This window comes from Streptomyces sp. NPDC059255 (assembly GCF_042752355.1).
Classification (GTDB): Bacteria; Actinomycetota; Actinomycetes; order Streptomycetales; family Streptomycetaceae; genus Streptomyces.
Map to the genome: position 1 here is coordinate 1 of NZ_JBHYZP010000014.1, position 22,589 is coordinate 22,589.

The window sequence follows — 22,589 nt, forward strand, 5'->3', positions numbered from 1 at the left end:
GTGCCCGCGGTCCGCCCGGACCGCCGGGACCCGGCACGATCTTCCCGAGGAGCAAGATGACCCGCGCCCCGTCGCCCCGCTGGCTGCGCCGGCCGCACGACGCCACCGCACCGGGGTTCGCCTACGGCGCCGACTACAACCCGGAGCAGTGGCCGCGCGAGGTGTGGCACGAAGACATCCGGCTGATGCGCGAGGCCGGTGTGAACATCGTGTCCCTCGCCATCTTCTCCTGGGCCCGTATCCAGCCCGGCCCCGACGTCTGGGACTTCGGCTGGCTGGACGAGATCATGGATCTCCTGCACGCCGGCGGGATCTCCGTCGACCTGGCCACGGCGACCGCGTCCCCGCCCCCGTGGCTCACCACACTGCACCCCGAGATCCTCCCCGTGGGGCCGAACGGTGAGACGGTGTGGCCGGGCGCCCGCCAGCACTGGCGGCCCACCTCCCCGGTGTTCCGTACCTACGCGCTGCGGCTCGCCACCGCCATGGCCGAGCGGTACGGCGACCATCCGGCGCTCGTCGCCTGGCACATCTCCAACGAGCTGGGCTGCCACAACGTCTACGACTTCTCCGACGACGCGGCCCGCGCGTTCCGGAGCTGGCTGGCCGCCCGCTACGGCACGGTCGAGGCGCTCAACCACGCCTGGGGCACGGATTTCTGGTCCCAGCGCTACACGGAGTGGGAGCAGATCCTGCCGCCCCGGCTGGCCGCCTCGCACCCCAACCCGAGCCAGCAGCTCGACTTCAAGCGCTTCTCCTCGGACGCCCTCAAGGAGCATCTGCGCGCCGAGCGTGAGGTGCTGTACCGGCTGACCCCCGAGGTACCCGTCACCACCAATTTCATGGTGATGGGCGAGACCAAGGGCATGCACTACGCCGACTGGGCGCACGAGGTGGACTTCGTCTCCAACGACCACTACGTCCACCCGGGGCCCCAGGCCCTCGACGAGCTGTCGTTCTCCGCGAACCTCACCGGCTCGCTCGCGGGCGGGCATCCGTGGTTCCTGATGGAGCACTCCACCAGCGCGGTCAACTGGCAGCCGGTCAACCTGGCCAAGCGTGCGGGGGAGCTGGCCCGCGACTCGCTGCTCCATGTCGCGCACGGCGCCGACGCCGTCTGCTACTTCCAGTGGCGGCAGTCCGCGGCGGGCGCCGAGAAGTACCACTCGGCGATGGTGCCGCACGCCGGTGCCGACAGCGAGGTGTTCCGCTCGGTGACCCGGCTCGGCGCGCTGCTGGGCGACCTGTCCGAGGTCGCCGGGTCCACCCGGCGCCCCGCGCGGGCGGCGATCCTCTTCGACTGGGAGTCGTGGTGGGCCAGCGAACAGGACTCCCACCCGTCCTCCCTGCTCCGTTACCGGCAGGAGGCGCTCGACTGGTACTCGGCGTTCCTGGCCCTCGGGGTACGGGCCGACGTCGTCCACCGCGGGGCCGCACTCGACGGCTACGACCTGGTGGTGGCGCCGATCCTGCATGTGGTGCCGCGCGCCCTCGCCAAGGAGCTGAACAGCTTCGTGGAGAACGGCGGCCACCTCGTCACCACCTACTTCTCCGGTGTGGTGGACGAGAACGACCACGCGTGGCTGGGCGGTTACCCGGGTGCGCTGCGCGATCTGCTGGGCATCAGGATCGAGGAGTTCGCGCCGCTGCCCGAGGGCCGCAGCGTCACCCTGGACGACGGTTCCACCGGCACGCTCTGGACGGACCCGGTCACCCTCACCGACGACGCGGTGGAGGTGCTCGCCTCGTACACCTCCGGTGACCAGGCGGGCCGCCCCGCGATCACCCGGCGTCCGGTCGGCCAGGGGTCCGCCGCGTACGTCTCCACCCGGCTCGGCGCCGACGGAGTACGGGGCGTGCTCGCCCGGCTGCTCGACGGCGCCGGGGTGAGCGGCGAGCTGCCCGCGGCGGCCCGCGGCCGGGTCGAGCTGGTGGTGCGCGGCCACGGCGACACCGCCTACTGGTTCCTCGTCAACCGCACCGACGAGTCCGTCGAACTCCCCGGTGTGGACGGAACCCTGCTCGCGCTGACCGCCGGGGCGGACGAGCGCCCCGCCGGGCAGCCCCTCGTTCTCGGCCCGCGCGGCGTCGCGGTGGTGCGCCGCTGAGGCCGCCGCGCCGCTGAGAGCCTTCCTCCGCAGATCCACAGATCCGCAGATCCGCAAGCCGCAGAGAAGGGACGTACGCCCCACTCACCCCTCCGTAAGGCACGTGCGCAGTTCTCCCCCGATGACGCGACGAGGACAAGGGAAGACCCCACGATGAAGCGACCCCGTACCATCCGGTATCTGCCGGCGGCCCTGGCCGTCGTTCTGGCCACCGGCGGTGTACTGGCCGGCGGACCGCTGCCGGCCGCCGCCGCCGAGCCGGGCTCCGCCGTCACCGTACGGCCGGACCCCTCGTACCAGGGACAGGAGTTCGAGGGCTGGGGCACCAGCCTGGTCTGGTTCGCCAACGCCACCGGTGGCTATCCCCCGGCGATCCGCGAGAAGCTCGCCAAGCTGGTCTTCGGCGACGACGGGCTCGCGCTGAACATCGCCCGCTACAACATCGGCGGCGGCAACGCCCCCGACGTACGGGACTACCTGCGCGCGGGCGGCGCGGTGCAGGGCTGGTGGAAGGCGCCGGAGGGCACCACGCGCGAGGACACCACCTGGTGGTCGGCGGACGACCCGGCCGACTGGAACCCGAACGCCGACGCCACGCAGCGCTGGTGGGTGAACCGGATCGCCAAGGACATCACCCACTGGGAGGCGTTCTCCAACTCGCCGCCGTGGTTCATGACCGAGAGCGGGTACGTCTCCGGCAACTTCCAGGCCGGTCAGGACCAGCTCAAGCCCGGCTCGGTGGACGACTTCGCGGCGTATCTGACGGGCGCCGTGGAGCGGCTGGAGAAGTCGAGCCGGATCAAGGTCGACACCATCGACCCGTTCAACGAGCCCAACACCTCCTACTGGGGCACCACCCTGGGTCCGGACGGCGAGCCGGTCGGCGGCCGGCAGGAGGGCGCCCACGTCGGCCCCGAGCGTCAGCAGCAGGTCATCAGGGCGCTCGCGGCGAAGCTGGGCACGGCGAAGACCGACGCGGTGATCTCGGCGATGGACGAGACCAACCCCACCACGTTCGCCCGCAACTGGGAGTCCTACCCGCAGGACGTACGGGAGCTGGTCGCGCAGCTCAACGTCCACACGTACGGCACCGGGGGCAGGACCACCGCGCGGGACATCGCCAAGGCGGCCGGCAAGCCGCTGTGGATGAGCGAGGTCGACGGCGACTGGGGCGACGGCCAGGACTTCACCAGCATGCGTCCGGGGCTCGGGCTCGCGAAGCACATGGTGGACGACCTGCGCGATCTGGAGCCCACCGCCTGGCTGTTCTGGCAGCCGGTGGAGGACTACGACAACATGAAGCCGGGCGGCGAGTCCGCGAAGGGCGGCAACTGGGGCTCCATCCAGGTGCCGTTCAGCTGCACCGCGAAGGACACCCTGGAGACCTGCCCGATCCGGACCAACACCAAGTTCAACACGGCCCGGAACTTCACCCACTTCATCAAGCCGGGCGACCGGCTGGTGAAGACGGACGACACCACGAGCGTGGCAGCCGTCTCCGCGTCGGGGCGGGACGCCACCGTCGTCCATGTCAACGACACCACCGCGGCGCGCGCCGTGACCGTGGACCTCTCCGGATTCGGCCGGATCGCCCGGGACGCGACGGTCACCCCCGTGGTCACCGACGCGGGCGGCGCCCTCGTCAAGGGGGCTCCGGTGGCCGTGAAGAACGGCGGCGCGACCGTCGCCGTACCCGCCCAGTCGGTGACCAGTCTGCTGGTCAAGGGGGTCTCGGGGGTCGCGAAGGACGCCGCGGAGCTGCAGCGGGGGCACAGCTACACGCTGACCGGCGTGGGCAGCGGAAAGTCGCTCGACGTGTCGGACGACGCCACCGGCACCGTCATCCGCACCCCCGACACGGCCGACACGGGCCAGCGGTGGCGGATCGAGAAGGTGTCGAACGGCACCGGCAACCGGGACCGCTACGTCGTACGCAACGCGGAGCGGAAGCTGCGGCTGGCGGTGCGGGACGGGGCCGCCGTGCTGGAGCCGGACCGGGGCAGGGCCGGCGGGGCCGCCCGGTGGATCCTGTCCACCACCGGTGACTCCACCTACACCCTGGTCGGCGCGGAGAGCGGCACGCTGCTCGAAGTCCCGGGCCAGGCGGCGGCGGACGGCTCACGGGTCTCCGTGTGGACGCCCAACTCCGGTACCAACCAGCGCTGGAGGATCACCGACGTGACGTCGTAGCCGGCATCGCGTGAAACAGCCGAGGACCGGCCCGGGAGGGCCGGTCCTCGGTCGTTGTGCGGGGTGATGCGCTGTACCGCCCGCCGGTGTACGCGGTCGGCCGGCCGGTGGGTCAGCCCCGGACCGGGGCCAGCTCGATCCTGTCGATGTTCGGCGCCCAGGCGGACGCGTTCCCGATCGTGAGGGTGTTGGCACCCGGCTTCAGGGTGACCGGGACGCCGAGGGTCCAGAAGTCGTCCCAGCTCCAGGTGTTCTTGAAGGTCACCCGCCGGGTGTCGCCGCCGACGGTGATGTCGGCGGTACGGGACATGATGTCGGTGTTGTAGGCGTGGCCGTTGTCACGGCGGTCGTTGTGGCTGTACGAGAGCACCAGGACGTACTGTCCCGCGCGGGGCGCGTCGACCGTGAAGGTGGCGGTGCTCGCCGCGCTGTTGCCCAGCCGGCCGATGTACGTACCGGCCGAGGCGCCGGCGCTCGCCACGAGCCGGGCGCCGCCTGCCAGCGTGGCCCGCTCGCCCTCGTGGACGACGGAGCCGGCCGAGGTGCCCGTGCCCGCCACGTCGAGGGAGCGCAGCGCCGCCCGGCCCGAGGCGGTGATACGGTTGTTGCCCGCCACGAGGTACAGCTTGAGTGCCTGGTCCGGGGCGGCGGTGACGGTCTCGCCGTGCAGCGAGAGCCGTACGGCGGCGGAGGCGCGTGAGGTCACCGTGTAGTACCCGTCGCGCGGGGCGTACACGTCGAGCACCGCCTTGCCGCCGGAGCCCAGGACGAGTGCGCCCGTGCCGGTGCCGGTCGCGTCCCGGTAGTCGTAGGACACACTGCCGGAGATGTCGGCGAACGTGGCCTCGTACGCGGTGGCCGGTGTGGTGCGGGCCGTCAGGTCGATCCGGTCGAGGGTGACCTCGCCGGTGCCCTTGGCCAGGGTGAGGGTGTGGCGGCCCGCGGTGAGCTCGACCGTCACGTCCTGCTTGGCCCGGTAGAGCCAGTTCTGGGTGGACGGGTAGCCGACCGTACGCGCCGCGCCGCCGTCGACCGAGAGCCGCTGGGTGGCCGGGGCGCCGGACTGGTTGCCGTACAGGACCGACAGCTCGTACGGGCCGGTGGCCGGCACGTCCACGGTGAAGTCGACCTTGCTGGCCTCGGTGTTGAGCGAGCCGACGTCCTTGGTGCCGGAGGCCGCGTACCCGTTGGCGTCGGAGACGGTGCCCTGGGTGTAGACCTGACCGCCGGTGATCCGCGCGTCCTCCGCCTCGTACGACGCCGACCACGGCACGGCGGGCACGGCGGGCGCCCCGGAGCCCGCCGGGGTGAGCAGGATCCGGTAGGCGGACATCTTGTCCAGGCCCGTGAGCGGAACGGTCACGGTGCCGTCCGCGGCGACGCGCAGTTTCGTACGGGACAGCACCCGCGGGGCGGCGTGCTGTCCCTCGTAACCGGACCAGGCGGCCTCGGCGACGGTCGCGGTGACCGAAGTCCCGAAGACCGCCGGATCGACCCGGCGCACGGAGACCTCCGCGTCGCCGGACGAGCCGCCCAGCAGGACCTGCGCCTGCCGGCGCGCGGGGTCGGCCGAGGCCAACCCCTGGAGCGTGTCGACGGTGTTGGGGGACGGCGGGGTGACCTTCACGGTCCGGCCGGTCAGGCCCGCGTACCAGCGGAAGAACCACCAGCCGCCGTTGGGGATGTTGGTGTGGACGACGTTGCCGCTGAGGTTGCCCGCGGCATCCCAGTACGCCTGGTTCGCGGATACCTTGTTCCGTTCGAACATCGAGACCCACTGGACCAGTTGGCCCGGCACCGACAGGTCACGGCGATTGGCGTACTCGTCGATGTTGACGGGCAGCGGGCCGATGCCGAGGCTCTTCTCGATGGCACGGTAGTTGTCGTGGTGGGCCTGGAAGTCCCGCAGCGAGGAGGGGCCGAGCTCGTGCCAGGTGGTGACGTCCGGCAGGACGTTCTCCCTCTTGGCGAAGGTGAGGAAGTCCGTCAGCAGCCGTGTGTGGTAGCCGGATTCGTTGGGCCCCGCGATCCGGGCGTCCGGGTCGATCGCGCGGATCCGCTGGTAGACCGTCTTCCAGTCCTTGAGGAAGCGGTCCCGGTTGACCTCGTACGCCGCCTGGTCGGCGACGCCCAGGTTGTACCAGATCTGGTCGGGCTCGTTGAACGGCACATAGACGAAGTGCTCGCTGTCCGGAGCGGCGGCGATGTCCGCGGTGATCCGGTCCACCTTGGTGAGGTAGTCGTTGATGCCGAGGTCCTCGTACGGCCACTTGGCGTACATGTCCTGCATCAGCACGAGGATGTCCCCGCCGCCGTTGCGGAGGAACGACTCCGAGACCGATATCGCGTCCCCGTTGGGGTGCTGCGCCCCGCCCTCCGGCTTCTGCGAGACGCTGGTGAGCTTCAGCGGCGCCAGGGCGGCGTCGCTCGGCACTCCGTCGTCGCCCAGCCCGTAGAGCGCGCCGTTCGCGCCGAGCATGACCTTGCCCTCGGGGGCGGCGAGGTCGACGGTGAGGCGCTGGGCCGCGGCCGGGGCGGGCTCTCCTGCCTGGGCGGCGGGCAGGAATCCTGTGGTCAACGCTGCTCCCAGCAAGGTCGCGCCGATGGCGGTGGACGCGCGGTGTCCGGTCCTGCCCGGTGTGCGCGGGGTACGGGACGTGCGGGTCGTACTCACTGAACCTCCGGTTGCTCGACGTTACTTGACGGCTCCGCTGGTGATTCCGGACACGATCCTGCGCTGGGCCACCAGGAAGACGGCGACCATCGGCAGGCTCATCACCACCACGTACGCGAAGATGAGATGCCAGTTGTTGAGGTAGAGCTGTGCTCCGGCGACCTGGTACAGGTTGATGGGCAGGGTCGCCGCGTCCGAGCCGCCGAGAACGAAGAAGGCGTAGAAGATGTCGCTCCAGGCGTAGAGCATCACCATGATCGTCGCGGTGGCGATCACCGGCCGCAGCAGCGGCAGGATGACGCCCAGGAAGATCCGCGCCGGCCCCGCGCCGTCGATCCGGGCCGCTTCCTCCAGTTCGGTGGGGATGGTGCGGATGAACCCGGTCATGAAGAAGACCGAGGTGGACAGATACATGCCGGTGTAGACGGCGATCATGCCGGGGCGGGTGCCGGCGAGTCCGAGCTGGCGCAGCTCCATCACGATGGTGATCACGGCGGGCGGCAGCAGGAGGCCGCTGATGGTCAGCGCGTACGCCGCCGAGACCAGTCGGGACGAGCGGCGGGCGAAGACCCAGGCCGCGCCCGCGCCGAGGATCAGCACCAGCGCCACCGAAGGAACCACCACCAGAAGGGAGTTGACGAAGCCCCGGAGCATCTCGCCCTGGCCGACGGCGTCCGCGTAGTTGTCGGCGGGCTGCCACTGCCGGGGCGGATCGAGGCCCGGCCGGACCGCCTCGCCCTGCGGCTTGGCCGAGGTGACGAGGACCAGCCACAGGGGTACGCCGACGGCGACGGCCGCGAGCAGCACCACCAGAACGGGGCGCCCGTGACGCCAGGCGCGCGGCTCCCGGCCGGGGACCGGTGCGCGGCGGGGCGCCGCCGGGGCGTGAGCGGTGGTCACAGCATCTGCTCCCTTCGGCGCAGCCCGATGACGAGGGGGATCGCGATGGCGACCACGATCAGGAAGAGGACGAGGCTCATCGCGGAGGCCTGGGCGTACAGGCCCTGTCCGAAGACCCGGAACATGTAGATGTTGAAGACCTCGGTGGAGGCGGCGGGGCCGCCGCCCGTGGTGGCCTGGACGATGTCGAAGGTGTTCATCGAGCCGATGAGGGCGGTGGTCACGTTGAAGGTGAGGGCGGGCGCGAGCATCGGCCAGCGCACCGAGCGGAAGGTGCGCCAGGGCCCGGCCCCGTCGACCTTCGCGGCCTCCAGCATGTCGCCGGGGATGCCCTTGAGCCCGGCGAGGTAGATCAGCATGGACAGGCCCATCCACTTCCAGCCGTGGATGACGGAGACCAGGACGAGCGTCCAGGTGGTGGAGCCGAGCCAGGGGATGTCCGTGCCCAGCACCGCGTTGACCGCGCCGTCCTGGTCGAGCAGGGCCTGGAAGACGTAGCCGACGGCGAGTGCGGAGATCAGCACGGGCAGGAAGAACACGGCGCGGAAGAAGCGGTTGAAGCGGGAGTCCTGTTCCAGGAGCAGGGCCAGGCCGAGCCCGAAGCCGTTCTGGAAGAGGGCCGCCAGGGCCGCGTAGACGAGGGTGGTCCTGATGGCCCGGACCAGGGAGCCGTCCTCGGCGATGGTGGCGAAGTTGTCGAGTCCGGTGAAGGCGATGTCGGGGTGGTACGAGGACCAGTCGGTGAACGGGTAGTAGAAGTTGAGCAGGTTCGGCACCAGGAAGAAGGCGACGAAGAGCACGACCGCCGGCAGCGCGAACCACCAGGGGTGGTGGACGGCCGCGCGGGGCAGCCGTCCCACCGGTCCGCTCTTCCCGTAGGCGGGCGGCGCCGCCTTGCGTGGGCGTATGGCTGTCTCCGCCACGGCTGACATCCCTCGTTCCGAAGTGTTCCGTTACCGAAGTGTTCAGTGATGGGGCAGTGTTGAGGCGCCGGCCGGGACCCGGTGGGAAAAATCATGACGAGCCGTCAGAATCCCGGTGTGCCCTGGGCCTTGGCCACCTGGGCGAACTGGTCCTGGATGGCCTGGGCCACCTGCGCCGGGGTTTTCTTGCCGTAGATCATGTCGGCGAGGTAGAGATGGGCGTCCGGGGCGACGACGGCCTTGGCCTGGAACACACCGTTGGCGGTGGGCAGCGCCTTGAGCTGGGCCAGCGAGGTCCCGGGCAGCCCGTCGGGGCTGGGTACGCCGGGCTGGACGGACGGGATCTTCATCGCCTTGATGTACTGCGCGTAGTCCGTGCCGAGCCAGAAGGCCAGGAACTGGCGGGCGGCGTTCTGCCGCTTCTCGTCGCCGGTCCTGAAGGCGACGACCCCGTTCGTCTGGTCGGGCGAGTACATGCCGGTGGCGTCCGAGTGGGAGACCGGGAACCAGCCGATCTTCCGGTCGATCTCCGCGGTGCTGTGCTTCGCCTGTAACTGCGTCTGGAAGGAGGTGACGTTGAGGACCATGCCCGCCTCGCCGTTCCACAGCGCGTCGGCGGAGCCGGTGAAGGTGCCGGTGCGGTAGTTCTTCTGCGCGAGTCCGGCGCCGAGGAGTTGGTCCTTGTAGGTCGTGATGGCCTTGACGACGACCGGGTCGGTCCACTTCTCCTTGTTGGAGTTGAGCCCGGCCCACCACCGCTGGTCGAGGTCGGTGAGCTGCACCTGCATCTGCCACTGCATGGGCCACTTGTCGCCGCCGGACTCGTAGAACGCGGCGGCGCCGGTCCGGTCCTTGACCGTGTGGCCGAGCTTCAGCAGCTCCGCGTAGTTCCGGGGGAACCGGTCCTCGGTGATGCCCGCCTTCCGGAAGACGTCCTTGTTGTAGTAGACGCCGAGCATGGCGGGGCTGGTGACGATCGCGGCGTACCGCTTGCCGTCGACGACGCCGAGGGACCGCTCCGTGTCGCCGAGCTTGTCGACCCAGGGTTCGCCGTCGAGTGTGAGGAGGTTCTGCGAGGGCTGGACGAAGGGCAGTGTGGAGATGGACGGCTGCCAGAACATCAGGTCCGGCTTGTCGCCCGAGGCGAGCTTGGTCGGTACGTTCTGCTCGTACAGGTCGGGGATGGCCTGGGTGTCGACGGTGGCGCCGGTGGCCCGCTCGAAGGCGTCGATGACCTGCCGGGGCGCGTTGACGGTGTTCTGCGCCGTCCACATCGTCAGTTTCACACCGTCGAGCCGGGCCGTGGGGTCGACCCGGGCTCCGGAGTCCGCGCCGCTCCCGCCGTCCCCCGCCGTGGGGTCGCTGCACGCGGTGGCGGTGAGGGCGGTCACGCATATCAGGACGAGGGCTGGGAGAACTCTCTTCATCGGGGGCTCTGCCTCACTGCGTAGAGGGACATGGGGAGGGCGCGCTCTGGCGGTGGGTCCTGGCGTGGGGTGCGGTGTCACGGCTCCCGGGTGGTGGCGGGCGGCGGGCCGGAGCTCTCCCGCACCACCAGCTCCGGTACGGACAGGGGGCGTGGCGCCACCGGCGCCGACTCCTCGACGACGCCGTGCAGCAGCCCGAAGGCGGCCCGCCCCAGGCCGGTGAAGTCCAGTCGTACGGAGGTGAGCGACGGGGTGAGATAGGCGGAGCCGGGCGCGTCGTCGAAGCCGGCCACGCTCACCTCGCCGGGGACCGCCCGGCCCGCCTCGTGCAGTGCCCGGATCACGCCGAGCGCGAGATCGTCGTTGCCACAGAGGATCGCGGTGACGTCCGGGTCGGCGGCCAGCTTCCGTCCCGCGGCGTACCCGTCGGCAGGTCCCCAGCCGCCCTGGATCCGGCGCGGCTCGGGCGCCCCCGCCTCGCGCAGCGCGGCCCGCCATCCAGCCGTCCGGGGTGCGGTGCGGCGGGTGCTGGAGGGGATCGCGACGTAGTGCACGGTCCGGTGGCCGAGCGCCAGCAGATGGCGGGTGGCCTCGTGGGCCGCCCGCCGGTCGTCGGTCCAGACCCAGGGCAGTTCGTCGCCGGGCGGGCGCGCGGGGGTCTCGACCACCCCGACGACCGGGAGTCCGGCGGGGACGGCGTGCAGCGCCGCGACCCCGGCCGGATCGTAGGCGATCACGATCAGTCCGCCGCCGGTGTCGGCGGCGCGCTGGACGTCGGCCCGTACGGCGCTCTCCTCGGCCGATTCCAGTACGCCGATCCCCATGGCGTAGGAGGCGCCGCGGGCCGCCTCCTCGATGCCCTGGAGGATCGCCGCGTAGCCGTGGTGCGTGGTGTTCGCGGTGAGCACGGTGACGGACCGGGAGCGGCCGCTGGCCAGCGCGAGCGCGGTGGCGCTGCGCCGGAACCCGAGTTCGTCGATGGTGGCGAGGACCCGTTCGCGGGTGGACCGCTTGACGCTCGGGTGGCCGTTGATCACACGGGAGACGGTCTGGTACGAGACGTCCGCCGCGGCGGCGACGTCCCGGATGCTCGGGCCCGCCTTCGCGCCCGGCTTGGCCGTCTTCCTTGTGTGACCGGTCACATTCATGCCAGGATTGTGACCGGTCACACAGGGCTCGTCAAGAGACCGTAACGAAGGATTCACGCACCGGACGCACACCGCCGGCACCGGCGGTTCGGGAGGGGACACGTTGACCGGTCAGTCGGCGAACAGCACGCGGGAGACGTTCACTTGGGGGCATGCGGCGCTCCGGGCGGAGTTCGCCACCGCCCCCGACGGCACGCTGAGGATGACCGGGCCGGCCCGCCCTGACGGGACCGGCGGCGCCGTCACGGGCGACCGCCCGGACCCCTCCGGGGCGGCCCCCGCGGGCGGGCTCCGCGACACCTCGGCGCCGCTGCCGCTCGTCGAGGTGACGGCGCTGGGCCACGGGAGCGGATGGTCGGGGCAGCGCTTCCTGGACGGGGCGCTCGGCTCCCGGCTGCGGCACCGCGCGCACCGCTCCGTACGCGAGGGTGACTGGCACCGGCTCACGGTCGAACTGCACGATCCGCTCAGCGGGTTGACCGCCGAGGTGCGGTTCTCGTCGCCCGACGGGGTGGCCGTGCTGCGGAGCGAGGTCCGGCTCGTCAACGAGGGGGTGGAGCCGCTCGTCGTGCAGTCGGTCAGCAGCCTGCTCCTGGGCGGGCTGCCCTCCCCTGACGTCCTCGACGTGCACCGCGCGCGCAACGACTGGCTCGCGGAGTGCCGTTGGTACCGCGCCCCGCTGCGCGAGACCGTCGCCGGGCTCAACCACGAGGCCCACGAGCACGACAGCCGTGCCGCGCTCACCCTCGCGGGACGCGGAAGCTGGCCCAGCGACGGCCATCTCCCGATGGGCGGGCTGACCGACCGCGCCACGGGGCGCGGGCTGCTCTGGCAGATCGAGTCGGCCGCGGGGTGGCGATGGGACACCGGCGAGCGGGCGGGCGCCGCCTATCTCGCGCTGAACGGGCCCACCGACGCCGAGCACCAGTGGCGTGAACGGCTGGCGCCCGGAGGGGAGTTCACCACGGTCGCCGCCGCGGTCGCCGTGGGCGCGGACTTCGAGGACGCGCTCGGCCACCTCACCGCGTACCGCCGGGCCGTCCGCCGCCCGCACCCGGACCACACCACGCTGCCGGTGGTCTTCAACGACTACATGAACACCCTGATGGGCGACCCGACGACCGAGCGTCTGCTGCCGCTCGTCGACGCCGCCGCGGCGGCGGGCGCGGAGTACTTCTGCATCGACTCCGGCTGGTACGACGACCAGGCGAAGGGCTGGTGGGACAGTGTCGGCGAGTGGCTGCCCTCGGAGCGCCGCTTCCCGGACGGCGGCATCCAGGCGGTGCTGGACCACATCCGTTCGCGCGGGATGGTCCCGGGGCTGTGGCTGGAGCCGGAGGTGGTGGGGGTCCGCAGCCCGGTCGCCAAGAGCCTGCCGCCCGAGGCGTTCTTCCGGCGCGACGGTGTCCGGATCACCGAACACGGCCGTCACCAGCTCGATCTGCGCCATCCGGCGGCCCGTGCCCATCTCGACGCGGCCATCGACCGGATCGTCGGCGACTGGGGCGTCGGCTATCTCAAGCTGGACTACAACATCAGCGTGGCACCCGGCACCCAGGGCGAGGGGGACACCTCGCCGGGCGGCGGGCTGCTCGGCCACACCCGCGCCTACCTGGAGTGGCTCGGCGCGGCGCTGGACCGCCATCCGGGCCTGGTCGTCGAGAACTGCGCGTCCGGCGGGATGCGCATGGACGGCGCCTCGCTGGCCGTCACCCAACTCCAGTCCACCAGCGATCAACAGGACCCCCTGTACTATCCGCCGATCGCGGCCTCGGCGCCCACGGCCGTGCCGCCGGAGCAGGGCGCGGTCTGGGCCTATCCGCAGCCTGGGTTCACCCCGGAGGAGATCTCGTTCACCCTCGGGAGCGCGCTGCTGGGCCGGATCCATCTCTCCGGGCACCTGGACCACATGACGGAGCCCCAACTCGCCCTGGTGCGCGAAGCGGTGGCCACGTACAAGTCACTGCGGGGCGATCTGGCCACCGCCGTGCCCTTCTGGCCGCTGGGGCTGCCGCGGTGGACCGATGCCTGGATCGCGCTGGGGCTGCGTCCCGGCGGGGCGCCCGCCGGGACGCAGCCCCAGCGGGTGCCCGCCGCGTCCCCGGGGACGACCTATCTGTCGCTCTGGCGCCGGGACGAGGAGGCCACGCGCACCCTGTCCGTACCGCATCTCGCGGGCGTCGAGGCGCGCGTGGAGATCCTGCATCCCCTGGCCTCCTCCGGCCGGGCGCGCTGGCGGGCGGAGCGCGCGGAGCTGACCGTCGAACTCCCGGCCGCCCCGGCCTGCCTGCTCGTCGCCCTCACCCCGGCGCTCCACTGACACCGGCGAGGATTCCGGGACGGCCGATCCGTGCACGACCATTGACGCTGTGTCGCACACGTGACAACACTTCGGGACGGCCGTTCCAACAGGAACACGCAATACCTCACAGACCCATCCCGTCCGGGGAGGACCTCCATGCGCCCCCGCACCGCACGCAGAGGCTTCGTTCCGCTCTTCGCCCTGCTGCTCGGACTGCTCGCCGTCCCCGGAGGACCCGCGCACGCGGAGTCCCCGGGCGAGGGCGACAGGGCCGCCACCAGACTCGCCGCCGAGCAGCTCACCGTGGCCGGTCTGGACGATGTACGCGGCCATCTCACCCTGCCGGACACCGGCACCGGTGCCACCTCCGTGAGCTGGAGGTCCGACAAGCCTGCGGTGATCGACGCGACCGGCCTGGTCCACCGCCCCCGGCACGGCTCCGGCGCGCGGTCCGTACGGCTCACCGCGACCGTCACCCGCGGCAAGGCCCGCGCCACCCGGGCATTCGCTGCCACCGTCCGCGAACTGCCCGCGAAGCAGAAGTACACGGGCTACGCGTTCAGTTACTTCACCGGCGAGGGCACCGCGGACGGCGAGCAGATCCGCACGGCGCTCAGCCGCGGCAACGACCCTCTCCACTGGCAGGAGTTGAACGGCGGCAGGCCGGTGCTCTCCTCCGAGCTGGGCACGAAGGGGCTGCGCGACCCGTTCGTCATCCGCTCCCCCGAGGGCGACACGTTCTACCAGATCGCCACCGACCTCCGGATGTACGGCAACGGGAACTGGGACCAGGTCCAGCGCACCGGCAGCAAGTCCGTCATGGTGTGGGAATCCACCGACCTGGTGAACTGGACCGACCAGCGGCTGGTGAAGGTCGCCCCGGACACCGCGGGCAACACCTGGGCCCCCGAGGCGTACTACGACGACACGCTCAACGCGTACGTCGTCTTCTGGGCCTCGAAGATCTACGCGGACGACGACCCGCAGCACACCGGCTCGACGTACAACAGGATGATGTACGCGACCACCCGTGACTTCCGTACCTTCAGCGAGGCGAAGGTGTGGAACGACCCCGGCTACTCGGTCATCGACTCGACCGTGATCCGGCACGACGGCAGCTACTACCGCTTCACGAAGGACGAGCGGGACGGCTCCTCGTCCACTCCGTGCGCCAAGTTCATCACCGCCGAGAAGTCCGACGACCTCCGCTCCACCTCCTACGACTTCGTCGCCGACTGCATCGGCCGGGGCTCGGTCTCCCGGGGCGAGGGGCCGACGGTCTTCAAGTCCAACACCGAAGAGAAGTGGTACCTGTTCATCGACGAGTTCGGGGACCGCGGCTACATCCCCTTCGAGACCACCGACCTCGGCTCCGGCACCTGGACCATGTCGGAGAACTACGAACTCCCGGCCAGCCCGCGCCACGGCACCGTCCTGCCGGTGACCCAGGAGGAGTACGACCGGCTGCTCGGCGCGTACGCCCCCGAGGCATAGGTCGCCGACGCGACGGCGAAGGTCACCCTGGGCCGTGCGCCCGGAAGGGGCGGCTGCCGTCCGGAGTCCTGGACGGCAGCCGTCGTACGTCGCGGGTGCCGGGCGGGGTTACGGCTTGGGCAGGGTGCAGCCGGCCGCGTTCAGGTCGATCCTGCTGCCGGTCGTGACGCAGGGCACGATCCCGTACGTCTCCTGTGCGTAGTTGATGCCCTGGCGAACCGTGACGGTGCCGTTCGCGTCGACCTCGCACGGGTTGTTGAGCGTGCAGCGCGCGCCGTCCTCGTTGCCGGTGTTGTTGACGGCGACGACCTTTCCGGTGGCGTCGTCGATCACGGGCGAGCCCGAGGTGCCGCCGATGGTGTTGCAGGCGGAGGTGTAGCGGACCGAGTCCTTCCAGGTCCAGCTGCCCTCCTTGAGGAGATAGGCGAAGCCGTCGATGTTGCAGCTGTAGATGCGCTTCCAGTAGCCGGAGACCACCTTGATCGCGGTGCCCTGGACGGGGCGTGCGGCGTTGAGTTCCAGCGCCGTGATGCCGTACGCGCTCTGGATCTGGGCGTAGGTGCTGGTGAGCTGGTACAGCGAGATGTCGGTGTCGGTCATCGTCCCGTACGCGATCTTGCTGGCCCGCAGGGTCGCCACGCCGGTACCGGCCGAGTTGAGCAGGGTGAACGTGCGGGTGGACGCCCGGTCGACGATGACCTGTCCGGCGGCGGGGAAGCCGGTCTCCAGGCAGTGCCCGTTGGAGAGGACGAGCGCCGGGTCGGTCGGCTGCGACTGGGGCGTGCGGACGACGGATCCTGAACAGTTGCTGAGCGCTACCGTTCCGGCGAAGTCGACCGCCGCGAGCCGGGACTGGGGTGCCGGGTCGGCGACGTCCGTCGCCGCGTCGGTCCGTACAGCCTTCGTGGGCGCGCCCGCGTCATGGCTTGTGGCCATCGCGGGTGCCGTGCCGGCTCCGAGGAGCAGGACGGCGAGCAGCGCGCCGAGGAGAGGCTTTCTCATGTGGGATCCCCTCTGTGACCGAAGTTCCTTCGGTGTTTTTTGTCATGGGCATTGTTGACGCAAGAAGGCCAACAGGCAACCATGCCTGGGGAGTTCGGGATCCCTGGAGCCGGAGAAACAGAGCGGGGCGGGACCGTGCCTGCCGGCACCGCCCCGCCCCGCGCACTCGCTGGTCGGAATCAGTTGATCAGTTCATTGCCCGCCTGGACGGCGTCCGTTCCGGCCTGGACGGCCTTCTTCACGGCGCCGACCTTCTTGCCCAGCTTGTTTCCGGTGACACCCTCGACGACCGGCTTGGCCTCCTGGCCGACGGCGACGGCGGTCTTCGCCGTACTGGTCAGCGTGGATCCCAGGTCGAGGGCCTGGGCGGAGGGGGCGACGGCGGCGAGAAGCGCGGAACCGGCGGCGGCTGCGGTGAGAATCCGTTGCACGTTCATGATCGATACAACGAGCGCGGGCCCCGGAGGGCACGTACCCGAACCCGATGGGATGACAAGCCGCGACCCGCCGTCACCCTGCCTTGCCTGTGGGCACGTTGTACGACATGAGCGCGGGCGCGCCCGCGCTCACCCGTACTTCGGTGATCGCGCAGTTGCGCAGCCCCGGCAGGACCCTGCGGTACTCGCTCTCCGGGATCCCGAGCAGCCGGCACAGCACCAGCCGGAAGAGCGTGTTGTGCGCGACGACCAGCACCCGCCCGCCGGGCCGCGCGTCCGCGAGGCGCAGCAGCGCGGCGGCGCCCCGCCCCGCGGCGGCCTTCGGATCCTCGCCGCCCGGCAGCGGATGGGCGGCCGGATCGTCGAGGAAGGCGGCCGTCTCGCGCGGGTGGGAGGCGTGGAGTTCGGCGATCGTGCGCCCCTCGGCGACCCCGAAGTCGATCTCGGTCAGTTCCGGTTGGACAACGGGCGTCAGACCGGTCGCCCGGGCGGCCGGCTCCGCGGTGCGCCGGGCGCGGGCGAGGGGGGAGGTGACGATCGCGTCGAGCCGGGCGCCGCCCGCCCACGCGCCGAGTTCCCCGGCCTGCTCGACGCCGCGCGGGGTCAGTTCGATGTCGCTGACCCCGGTGTAGCGGTTCTCCGCGTGCCAGACGGTCTCGCCGTGGCGCGCGAGGAAGAGGGTCGTCGGAGTGGGAGGGGGTGCGGGTGTCATCCGTGCTCCCGTGCGTAGGCGGCGGTCGGTGCGGGCAGCCAGCCGCGCTGTTCCAGCGCGTCGACGAGGGCGGTGAAGGGTTCCTGGAAGCGGGCGCCGACCCGGGGGCGCGGTTCCAGGACCGTACGGACGCGGACCATCCCGCGCAGGTCGGAGAGGGGGGCGTCGGGGCCCGCCCGGCCGGAGTCGGTGGCGGCGCGCCGTACGCCGTGGGCGGCGAGGACCGCCATGCCGAGGGCCGAGTCGGTGTGGGCGGGGACGGTGGCCCTGCGACCGAGGACGTCCGCGCGGAGCTGGTTCCAGTAGGCGCTGCGGGTGGCGCCGCCGGTGAAGGTGACCGCCCGGTCGACGGGGGCGCCGAGCAGGCCGAGGTAGGCCAGGCAGAGCCGTTCGGTGAGGGCGACGCCCTGGAGCAGCGCGGCGTAGCGGTCGGCGTCGTCGCGGGGCGTGCCGAGCACGAAGGGCTCGGCGTCGGCGGCCAGGAAGGGGAAGCGCTCGCCGCGCGAGACCAGGGGGTACGCGACGGCGCCCGCCGGTTCGCGGTGCGCGGCGAGGCGGTCGAGGTGGGCGAGGTCGGCGCCGGGGAACGCCCGGGTCAGGGCGCCCGCGCCGACGCTGGAGGCGCCGCCGGGGAGCCAGTGCCCGTCCGGGGAGAGGTGGCTGTAGAGCACCCCCGCGGGATCGTGGAGCGGGGCCGCGGTGACGCCCTTGAGGACGAGGGTCGTGCCGAGGACGGTGTTCCACTGGCCGATGTCCCAGGCCCCGGAGCCGAGTTGGGCGGCGCAGCCGTCGGTCATGCCGGCGACGACCGGGGTGGAGACGGCGAGCCCCGTCGCGTCGGCCGCCTCGGCGCACACCGTGCCGAGCGGGGTGCCGGGGAGCACCACGGGCGGGAAGTCCAGCTCGGCGAGGCCGAGTCGGTCGTGGACGGCGACGGGCCAGGACCGGGTGGTCAGGTCGTAGCCGGTCTTCAGCGCGTGGCTGGTGTCGGTCGGTACGGGGTGTCCGACGAGCCGGGCGGTGACGAAGTCGGTCTGGTGGCAGACCCGGGCGCCCCGGAGCGCGCCCGCGTCTCCGGCCTCACCGGCCCCCGGGCCGGTGAGCCAGAGGAGTTTGGCGAGGGCCCAGCTCGGCTGGATGCGGTGTCCCATGGAGCGCCAGACGTCGGCGCCGGCCTCCTGGGCGCGGGCGGCCTCGGCCCCGGCGCGCCCGTCGTCGTACATGAGCGCGGGGGTGAGCGGCGCCCCGTCGGGGCCGGTCAGCAGGACCGTACCGGACGTGCCGCAGACGGAGACGCCCCGCACCCGCGAGGCGGCGACGGTACGGAGCGTGCCGCGCAGCGCGGTGCGGACGCCCGACCACCAGTCGGCCGGGAGCTGTTCGTGGCGGTTCCCGTCGCGGTGGCCGGTGAGGGGCGCGGAGCCGCGGCCGAGCACCTGGCCGTCGTCGGTGACGGCGAGGGCGCGCACGCTCTGGGTGCCGAGGTCGACTCCGATCCACACGTCCTGGTGGCGTGGGTCCGTCACAAGCTCCCGCCTTCCCGTCGTTCCCGGTTCCTGGTTCCCGGTTCCCGGTTCCTGCCGTCGTATCGTCCGGCGACGCGTGACCCCACGGCGCTTTTCACACCCGTCGCCCCCGGCCGCGGTCCCCCGTCCCGGCGGCCGTGAAGGAGCCGGATCCGTCATGTCCTGCCTGGTGAGGAACGCGTCGCCCCGTCGGTCGACGGGTTGACCGGGCCGCCGTCCGTGGTGAACACTGCCGACGGTACATCAACAAACAATGTTATATCCTCAGAACTTGATGTTACTGAGGTGTCGCTGGAACAGGACCGAGGAATGTCACAGGACAAGAGCCGGCGGGGCCCCCTCCAGCGCCGCCGCGAGATTTCCGACCATGTGCTGACCGAGGGTTCGGTGTCGGCGTCGGATCTGGCGGAGCGGTTCGGCGTGAGCGTGATGACGATCTACCGCGACATCGACGAGCTGGAACGCGAGGGCGTGCTGCGCAAGTTCCGCGGCGGGGTCACCGTCCAGCCCTCCGGCGTGTTCGAGAGCAATGTGGCGTTCCGCAAGAAGACCATGCGGCTGGAGAAGGAGGCGATCGCGGCCCGGGCCGCCACCCTGATCGAGCCCGGCATGTCGGTGCTGCTGGACGACTCGACGACCGCACTGGAGCTGGCCCGGCTGCTCCCCCGCATCGAGCCGCTGACCGTGGTGACCAACTTCCTGGAGGTCCTGAACCTCCTCGCCGACGAGCGCGGCCTCCATCTCATGGCGCTGGGCGGCGACTACGACCCGCTGCACGACTCGTTCCTCGGGGTCCCCTGTGTGGAGGCCGTGGAGGCGCTCCGTGTCGACCTGTGTTTCGTCTCCACCTCGTCGGTCTACGGCGACTACGCCTTCCACCAGGAACAGCGCATCGTCGCCGTCAAGCGCGCGATGCTCAAGGCCGCCGGGCGCAGCGTCCTGATGATCGACCACTCGAAACTCGACCGCACCGCGCTGCACCGGCTGACCCCGCTCACCACCTTCGATCTGATACTGATCGACGACCGCACCCCGCCCGAGGTGCTGCGCTCGCTCGACGAGCGCGGTGTCCCCTACGAGATCGCCGAGACCGCCGCCGCCTGACCTGCCGTCAGCCGAGTCCACGCCAAGGAGACCGCGCCGATGAGAATCCTCGCCGCGGGCGACCACTTCGTCGCCCCCGACCTCTTCACCCGGGAACTGGAGGCCGAGATCGGCCGTGGTCATACGATCGGGGAACTGCTTCTGGAGTGGCCGCTGACGCCGTTCGGCCCGGTCGGTGAGGTCGAGGAGGCGTCGGGGGACGAGGAGACCGTCCTCGCCGCGCTGGAGGGGGCGCGGGTCTGCGTGACGCAGATGGCCCCGGTGACGCGCAAGGTCCTCGAAGGCTCCCCCGAACTGCGGCTGGTGGTGGTCGGCCGGGGCGGTCCCGTCAACGTCAATCTGGAGGCGGCGAAGGAGCGGGGGGTCCAGGTCTGCAACACCCCGGGGCGCAACGCCGCCGCCACCGCCGAGTACACGGTGGGGCTGCTCCTGGCCGCGATGCGCCGGATCCCGGAGACGTCCGCCGCGCTCGCCCGGGGCCGCTGGGCGGGCGAGTTCTACACGTACGGCAACTGCGGCCCCGGACTGGACGGCGCGACGGTCGGACTGATCGGCTGCGGCGCCGTCGGCAGCCGGGTGGCGCGGGCACTGACCGCGTTCGGCGCGCGGGTCCTGCTGTACGACCCGTACGCGGACCAGGACGCGCTGCGCGCGGCGGGCACGCCGGTCGCGGACCTGGACGAACTGCTGCGCCGCTCCGACGTGGTGTCGCTGCACGCGCGGCTGACGCCGGAGACCCGCGGTCTGCTCGGCGCCCGGGAACTCGCGCTGCTCCCGGAGGGCGCCGTCGTGGTCAACTGCGCGCGCGGCGCGCTGCTGGACGAGGCGGCGCTGTGCGACGCGCTGGAGTCGGGGCGGCTCGGGGCGGCGGGTCTCGACGTGTTCGCCGTGGAGCCGCCTCCCGCGGACTCGCGGCTGCGGACCGCTCCCCGGCTGGTCATGACGCCTCATCTGGCGGGCGCGAACACGGCCGTCGCGCACAACGCGGCGCGTATCGCGGCGGCCGAGGTGGGCCGGTTCCTGCGGGGTGAGCCGCTCGCCCACCGCGTCGCCTGAAGATCCACGGGTTCCGCAACACAGCACATCGAATCGAATCGACAAGAGGAGACACGGTGTTCGTCGGAGTGGACATGGGTACCTCGGTCGCCAAGGCCGTCGCCTTCGCGGACGACGGCGCGGCCCTGGGAGTGGAGTCGGTCCCGATCTCGCTGGGCGGGCGGGGCGACAAGGTGGAACAGGACGTCGAGGAAGTGGTGCGCGCCGCCACCGAGGTCGTCGGCGCGGTGACGGCGGGCCGTACGCCGCCCGCCCTCGTCGCCCTCACCGGCCAGGGCGACGGCCTGTGGCTGGCCGACGACCGGGGCCGCGCGGTGCGCCCCGCGCTCTCCTGGATGGACGGCCGCGCGGGCTCGCTCGTCAAGGAATGGATGGACGACGGTACGGCGGAGCGGATGTACCGGCGGACGGGGAACGTCCTGTTCCCGGGCTCCCCCGGGCCGCTGCTGGCCTGGCTGGACCGGCACGAGCCGCACTCCCTGGACGCCGCGACGACCGCGGCGAGCTGCAAGGACATCATCCATCTGCGGCTGACGGGCGAGCGGTCCACCGATCTCTCCGACGCGTCCGTCCCCTTCCTCGACCCGCGCACCCGCGCCTACTCCCCCGAGGCGCTCGCGGACCTCGGCGTCGGCCACCGCGCGGGGCTGCTGCCGCCCATCGCGGCGACCCTGCCGTACGGGGAGGCCCGCGGCGGCGTCCCGGGGCTGCCGGACGGGACACCGGTCACCTCGGGACCGTACGACCTGCCCGCGTGCGCGATCGGCGCGGGTGTGACCGAGCCGGGCGACGGGCTGCTCATCGTGGGGACGACGCTGGCGTGCCAGGTCGTCGTCGAGCGGGTCGCGTTCGACGAGGAGCCGGTGGGCTTCCATCTGGCGCTGGCCAGACCCGACCGCCATATGCGGGCGCTGCCGGCGATGACCGGCACGGTCGCGCTCGACTGGGTGCTGGGGGTCACCGGCACGGCCCACGAGCAGGTCTCCGGTCTGCTGGACTCGACGCCGCGCGGCGCCCGGGGGGTGACCGCGCTGCCGTACCTCTCCCCCTCGGGCGAGCGCGCGCCGTTCGTGGACCACACCGCCCGCGCGGAGTTCACCGGCCTCGATCTGCGGGCCTCCCGCGCCGACCTGGTGCGGGGCATGTGTGAGGCGATCGCCTTCGCGGCGCGGCACTGTCTGGAGGCGGCCGGCCTCACCGGCGAACTGGCCGTGTGCGGCGGCGGTACCCGCAGCCAGGCCTGGCTGCGGCTGTTCGCCGATGTCATCGGGCGGCCGCTGCGGGTGGCGCGCGGCCCGGAGCCGGGCGCGCGCGGCGCCGTGCTGGCCGCCGTCGCCGCCCGGGGCGAGCAGCTGGGCCGGGAGCTGGACGTCGCCGCCTGGACGGCGCCGGAGACGGTGGTGGACCCGGATCCGGCGGGCGTGGCGTTCTACGACGAGGCGTACGCGGACTACCTGTTCCGGGTGGAGAGCGCGCGGGCGCGCTGGCGGGGCCCCGACGGCACCCGCTGAGCCGGTGGTCGGTGGATGCTCCGGTCTCGGCCCGTGAGGCCGGAGCATCCGTGTCAGCAGGGCATTCCCCTCGGC

General features: G+C 71.9%; 15 protein-coding genes and 1 pseudogene. 7 read left to right on the plus strand and 9 right to left on the minus strand.

The window, feature by feature from the left end; translation table 11 throughout:
* Nucleotides 1-56 precede the first annotated feature (56 nt).
* Both ACFXKG_RS17910 and ACFXKG_RS17915 read left to right on the plus strand, forming a co-directional pair.
* A complete protein-coding gene (locus tag ACFXKG_RS17910) occupies nucleotides 57-2,108 on the plus strand; it encodes a beta-galactosidase (RefSeq protein ID WP_384839855.1) in 2,052 nt (683 codons plus the stop codon).
* A 153-nt stretch (nucleotides 2,109-2,261) separates the two neighbouring features.
* Nucleotides 2,262-4,298 carry an RICIN domain-containing protein gene (locus ACFXKG_RS17915; protein WP_384839312.1) on the plus strand — a complete coding sequence of 679 codons (2,037 nt, stop codon included), beginning with the start codon at nucleotides 2,262-2,264 and terminating at the stop codon, nucleotides 4,296-4,298.
* A gap of 112 nt (nucleotides 4,299-4,410) precedes the next feature.
* Here the strand turns inward: ACFXKG_RS17915 and ACFXKG_RS17920 are convergent, their stop codons facing one another.
* The 5 genes from ACFXKG_RS17920 to ACFXKG_RS17940 all read right to left on the minus strand — a co-directional run bounded on the left by ACFXKG_RS17920 (nucleotide 4,411) and on the right by ACFXKG_RS17940 (nucleotide 11,370).
* Complete coding sequence (locus tag ACFXKG_RS17920) at nucleotides 4,411-6,777, minus strand: CBM35 domain-containing protein (RefSeq protein WP_384839858.1); 2,367 nt, start codon at nucleotides 6,775-6,777, stop codon at nucleotides 4,411-4,413.
* 216 nt (nucleotides 6,778-6,993) lie between these two features.
* The gene (locus tag ACFXKG_RS17925; RefSeq protein WP_384839315.1) at nucleotides 6,994-7,872 is read right to left on the minus strand and encodes a carbohydrate ABC transporter permease; all 879 of its coding nucleotides are present in this window, start codon (nucleotides 7,870-7,872) and stop codon (nucleotides 6,994-6,996) included.
* Nucleotides 7,869-8,795 carry a carbohydrate ABC transporter permease gene (locus ACFXKG_RS17930; RefSeq protein ID WP_384839318.1) on the minus strand — a complete coding sequence of 309 codons (927 nt, stop codon included), beginning with the start codon at nucleotides 8,793-8,795 and terminating at the stop codon, nucleotides 7,869-7,871. The genes ACFXKG_RS17925 and ACFXKG_RS17930 overlap by 4 nt, the downstream gene beginning before the upstream one ends.
* Nucleotides 8,796-8,899: 104 nt before the next feature.
* Nucleotides 8,900-10,222 carry an ABC transporter substrate-binding protein gene (locus tag ACFXKG_RS17935; protein WP_384839322.1) on the minus strand — a complete coding sequence of 441 codons (1,323 nt, stop codon included), beginning with the start codon at nucleotides 10,220-10,222 and terminating at the stop codon, nucleotides 8,900-8,902.
* A 77-nt stretch (nucleotides 10,223-10,299) separates the two neighbouring features.
* A complete protein-coding gene (locus tag ACFXKG_RS17940) occupies nucleotides 10,300-11,370 on the minus strand; it encodes a LacI family DNA-binding transcriptional regulator (protein ID WP_384839326.1) in 1,071 nt (356 codons plus the stop codon).
* Between the two features lie 103 nt (nucleotides 11,371-11,473).
* Here ACFXKG_RS17940 and ACFXKG_RS17945 point away from each other — a divergent pair, with 103 nt between their 5' ends.
* Complete coding sequence (locus tag ACFXKG_RS17945; RefSeq protein WP_384839329.1) at nucleotides 11,474-13,690, plus strand: glycoside hydrolase family 36 protein; 2,217 nt, start codon at nucleotides 11,474-11,476, stop codon at nucleotides 13,688-13,690.
* Between the two features lie 234 nt (nucleotides 13,691-13,924).
* Nucleotides 13,925-15,160, plus strand: a pseudogene (locus tag ACFXKG_RS17950) (immunoglobulin-like domain-containing protein); the annotation flags it as partial.
* Between the two features lie 114 nt (nucleotides 15,161-15,274).
* Here the strand turns inward: ACFXKG_RS17950 and ACFXKG_RS17955 are convergent.
* From ACFXKG_RS17955 to ACFXKG_RS17970, 4 genes are all read right to left on the minus strand, one after another.
* Entirely contained in the window at nucleotides 15,275-16,168 is an 894-nt protein-coding gene (locus ACFXKG_RS17955; protein ID WP_384839332.1) for a serine protease, read from the minus strand.
* 179 nt (nucleotides 16,169-16,347) lie between these two features.
* A complete protein-coding gene (locus ACFXKG_RS17960) occupies nucleotides 16,348-16,605 on the minus strand; it encodes a hypothetical protein (protein ID WP_365817509.1) in 258 nt (85 codons plus the stop codon).
* 73 nt (nucleotides 16,606-16,678) lie between these two features.
* Nucleotides 16,679-17,317: a histidine phosphatase family protein gene (locus tag ACFXKG_RS17965; RefSeq protein WP_384839335.1), complete on the minus strand. Its 639-nt coding sequence runs from the start codon at nucleotides 17,315-17,317 to the stop codon at nucleotides 16,679-16,681.
* Nucleotides 17,314-18,843, minus strand: a complete 1,530-nt coding sequence (locus ACFXKG_RS17970) for an FGGY-family carbohydrate kinase (RefSeq protein WP_384839338.1) — start codon at nucleotides 18,841-18,843, stop codon at nucleotides 17,314-17,316. Before ACFXKG_RS17970 ends, ACFXKG_RS17965 begins: the two co-directional genes overlap by 4 nt.
* A gap of 309 nt (nucleotides 18,844-19,152) precedes the next feature.
* Here ACFXKG_RS17970 and ACFXKG_RS17975 point away from each other — a divergent pair, with 309 nt between their 5' ends.
* Genes ACFXKG_RS17975 through ACFXKG_RS17985 form a run of 3 tightly spaced genes read left to right on the plus strand, consistent with a single transcriptional unit; the run spans nucleotide 19,153 to nucleotide 22,514 of the window.
* The gene (locus tag ACFXKG_RS17975; RefSeq protein WP_384839341.1) at nucleotides 19,153-19,947 is read left to right on the plus strand and encodes a DeoR/GlpR family DNA-binding transcription regulator; all 795 of its coding nucleotides are present in this window, start codon (nucleotides 19,153-19,155) and stop codon (nucleotides 19,945-19,947) included.
* Between the two features lie 39 nt (nucleotides 19,948-19,986).
* On the plus strand, nucleotides 19,987-21,003 hold the full coding sequence (locus ACFXKG_RS17980; protein WP_365817501.1) for a 2-hydroxyacid dehydrogenase: 1,017 nt from the start codon (nucleotides 19,987-19,989) through the stop codon (nucleotides 21,001-21,003).
* A gap of 56 nt (nucleotides 21,004-21,059) precedes the next feature.
* The gene (locus ACFXKG_RS17985) at nucleotides 21,060-22,514 is read left to right on the plus strand and encodes an FGGY family carbohydrate kinase (RefSeq protein ID WP_384839345.1); all 1,455 of its coding nucleotides are present in this window, start codon (nucleotides 21,060-21,062) and stop codon (nucleotides 22,512-22,514) included.
* Nucleotides 22,515-22,589 lie beyond the last annotated feature (75 nt).

Excerpts from the sequence above, each read along its gene's own strand:
- ACFXKG_RS17910 (WP_384839855.1), top strand. The coding sequence starts at position 57 with ATGACCCGCGCCCCGTCGCCCCGCTGGCTGCGCCGGCCGCACGACGCC.
- ACFXKG_RS17915 (WP_384839312.1), top strand. The coding sequence starts at position 2,262 with ATGAAGCGACCCCGTACCATCCGGTATCTGCCGGCGGCCCTGGCCGTC.
- ACFXKG_RS17920 (WP_384839858.1), bottom strand. The coding sequence starts at position 6,777 with ATGCTCGGCGCGAACGGCGCGCTCTACGGGCTGGGCGACGACGGAGTG.
- ACFXKG_RS17935 (WP_384839322.1), bottom strand. The coding sequence starts at position 10,222 with ATGAAGAGAGTTCTCCCAGCCCTCGTCCTGATATGCGTGACCGCCCTC.
- ACFXKG_RS17940 (WP_384839326.1), bottom strand. The coding sequence starts at position 11,370 with ATGAATGTGACCGGTCACACAAGGAAGACGGCCAAGCCGGGCGCGAAG.
- ACFXKG_RS17955 (WP_384839332.1), bottom strand. The coding sequence starts at position 16,168 with ATGAGAAAGCCTCTCCTCGGCGCGCTGCTCGCCGTCCTGCTCCTCGGA.
- ACFXKG_RS17960 (WP_365817509.1), bottom strand. The coding sequence starts at position 16,605 with ATGAACGTGCAACGGATTCTCACCGCAGCCGCCGCCGGTTCCGCGCTT.
- ACFXKG_RS17965 (WP_384839335.1), bottom strand. The coding sequence starts at position 17,317 with ATGACACCCGCACCCCCTCCCACTCCGACGACCCTCTTCCTCGCGCGC.
- ACFXKG_RS17975 (WP_384839341.1), top strand. The coding sequence starts at position 19,153 with ATGTCACAGGACAAGAGCCGGCGGGGCCCCCTCCAGCGCCGCCGCGAG.
- ACFXKG_RS17980 (WP_365817501.1), top strand. The coding sequence starts at position 19,987 with ATGAGAATCCTCGCCGCGGGCGACCACTTCGTCGCCCCCGACCTCTTC.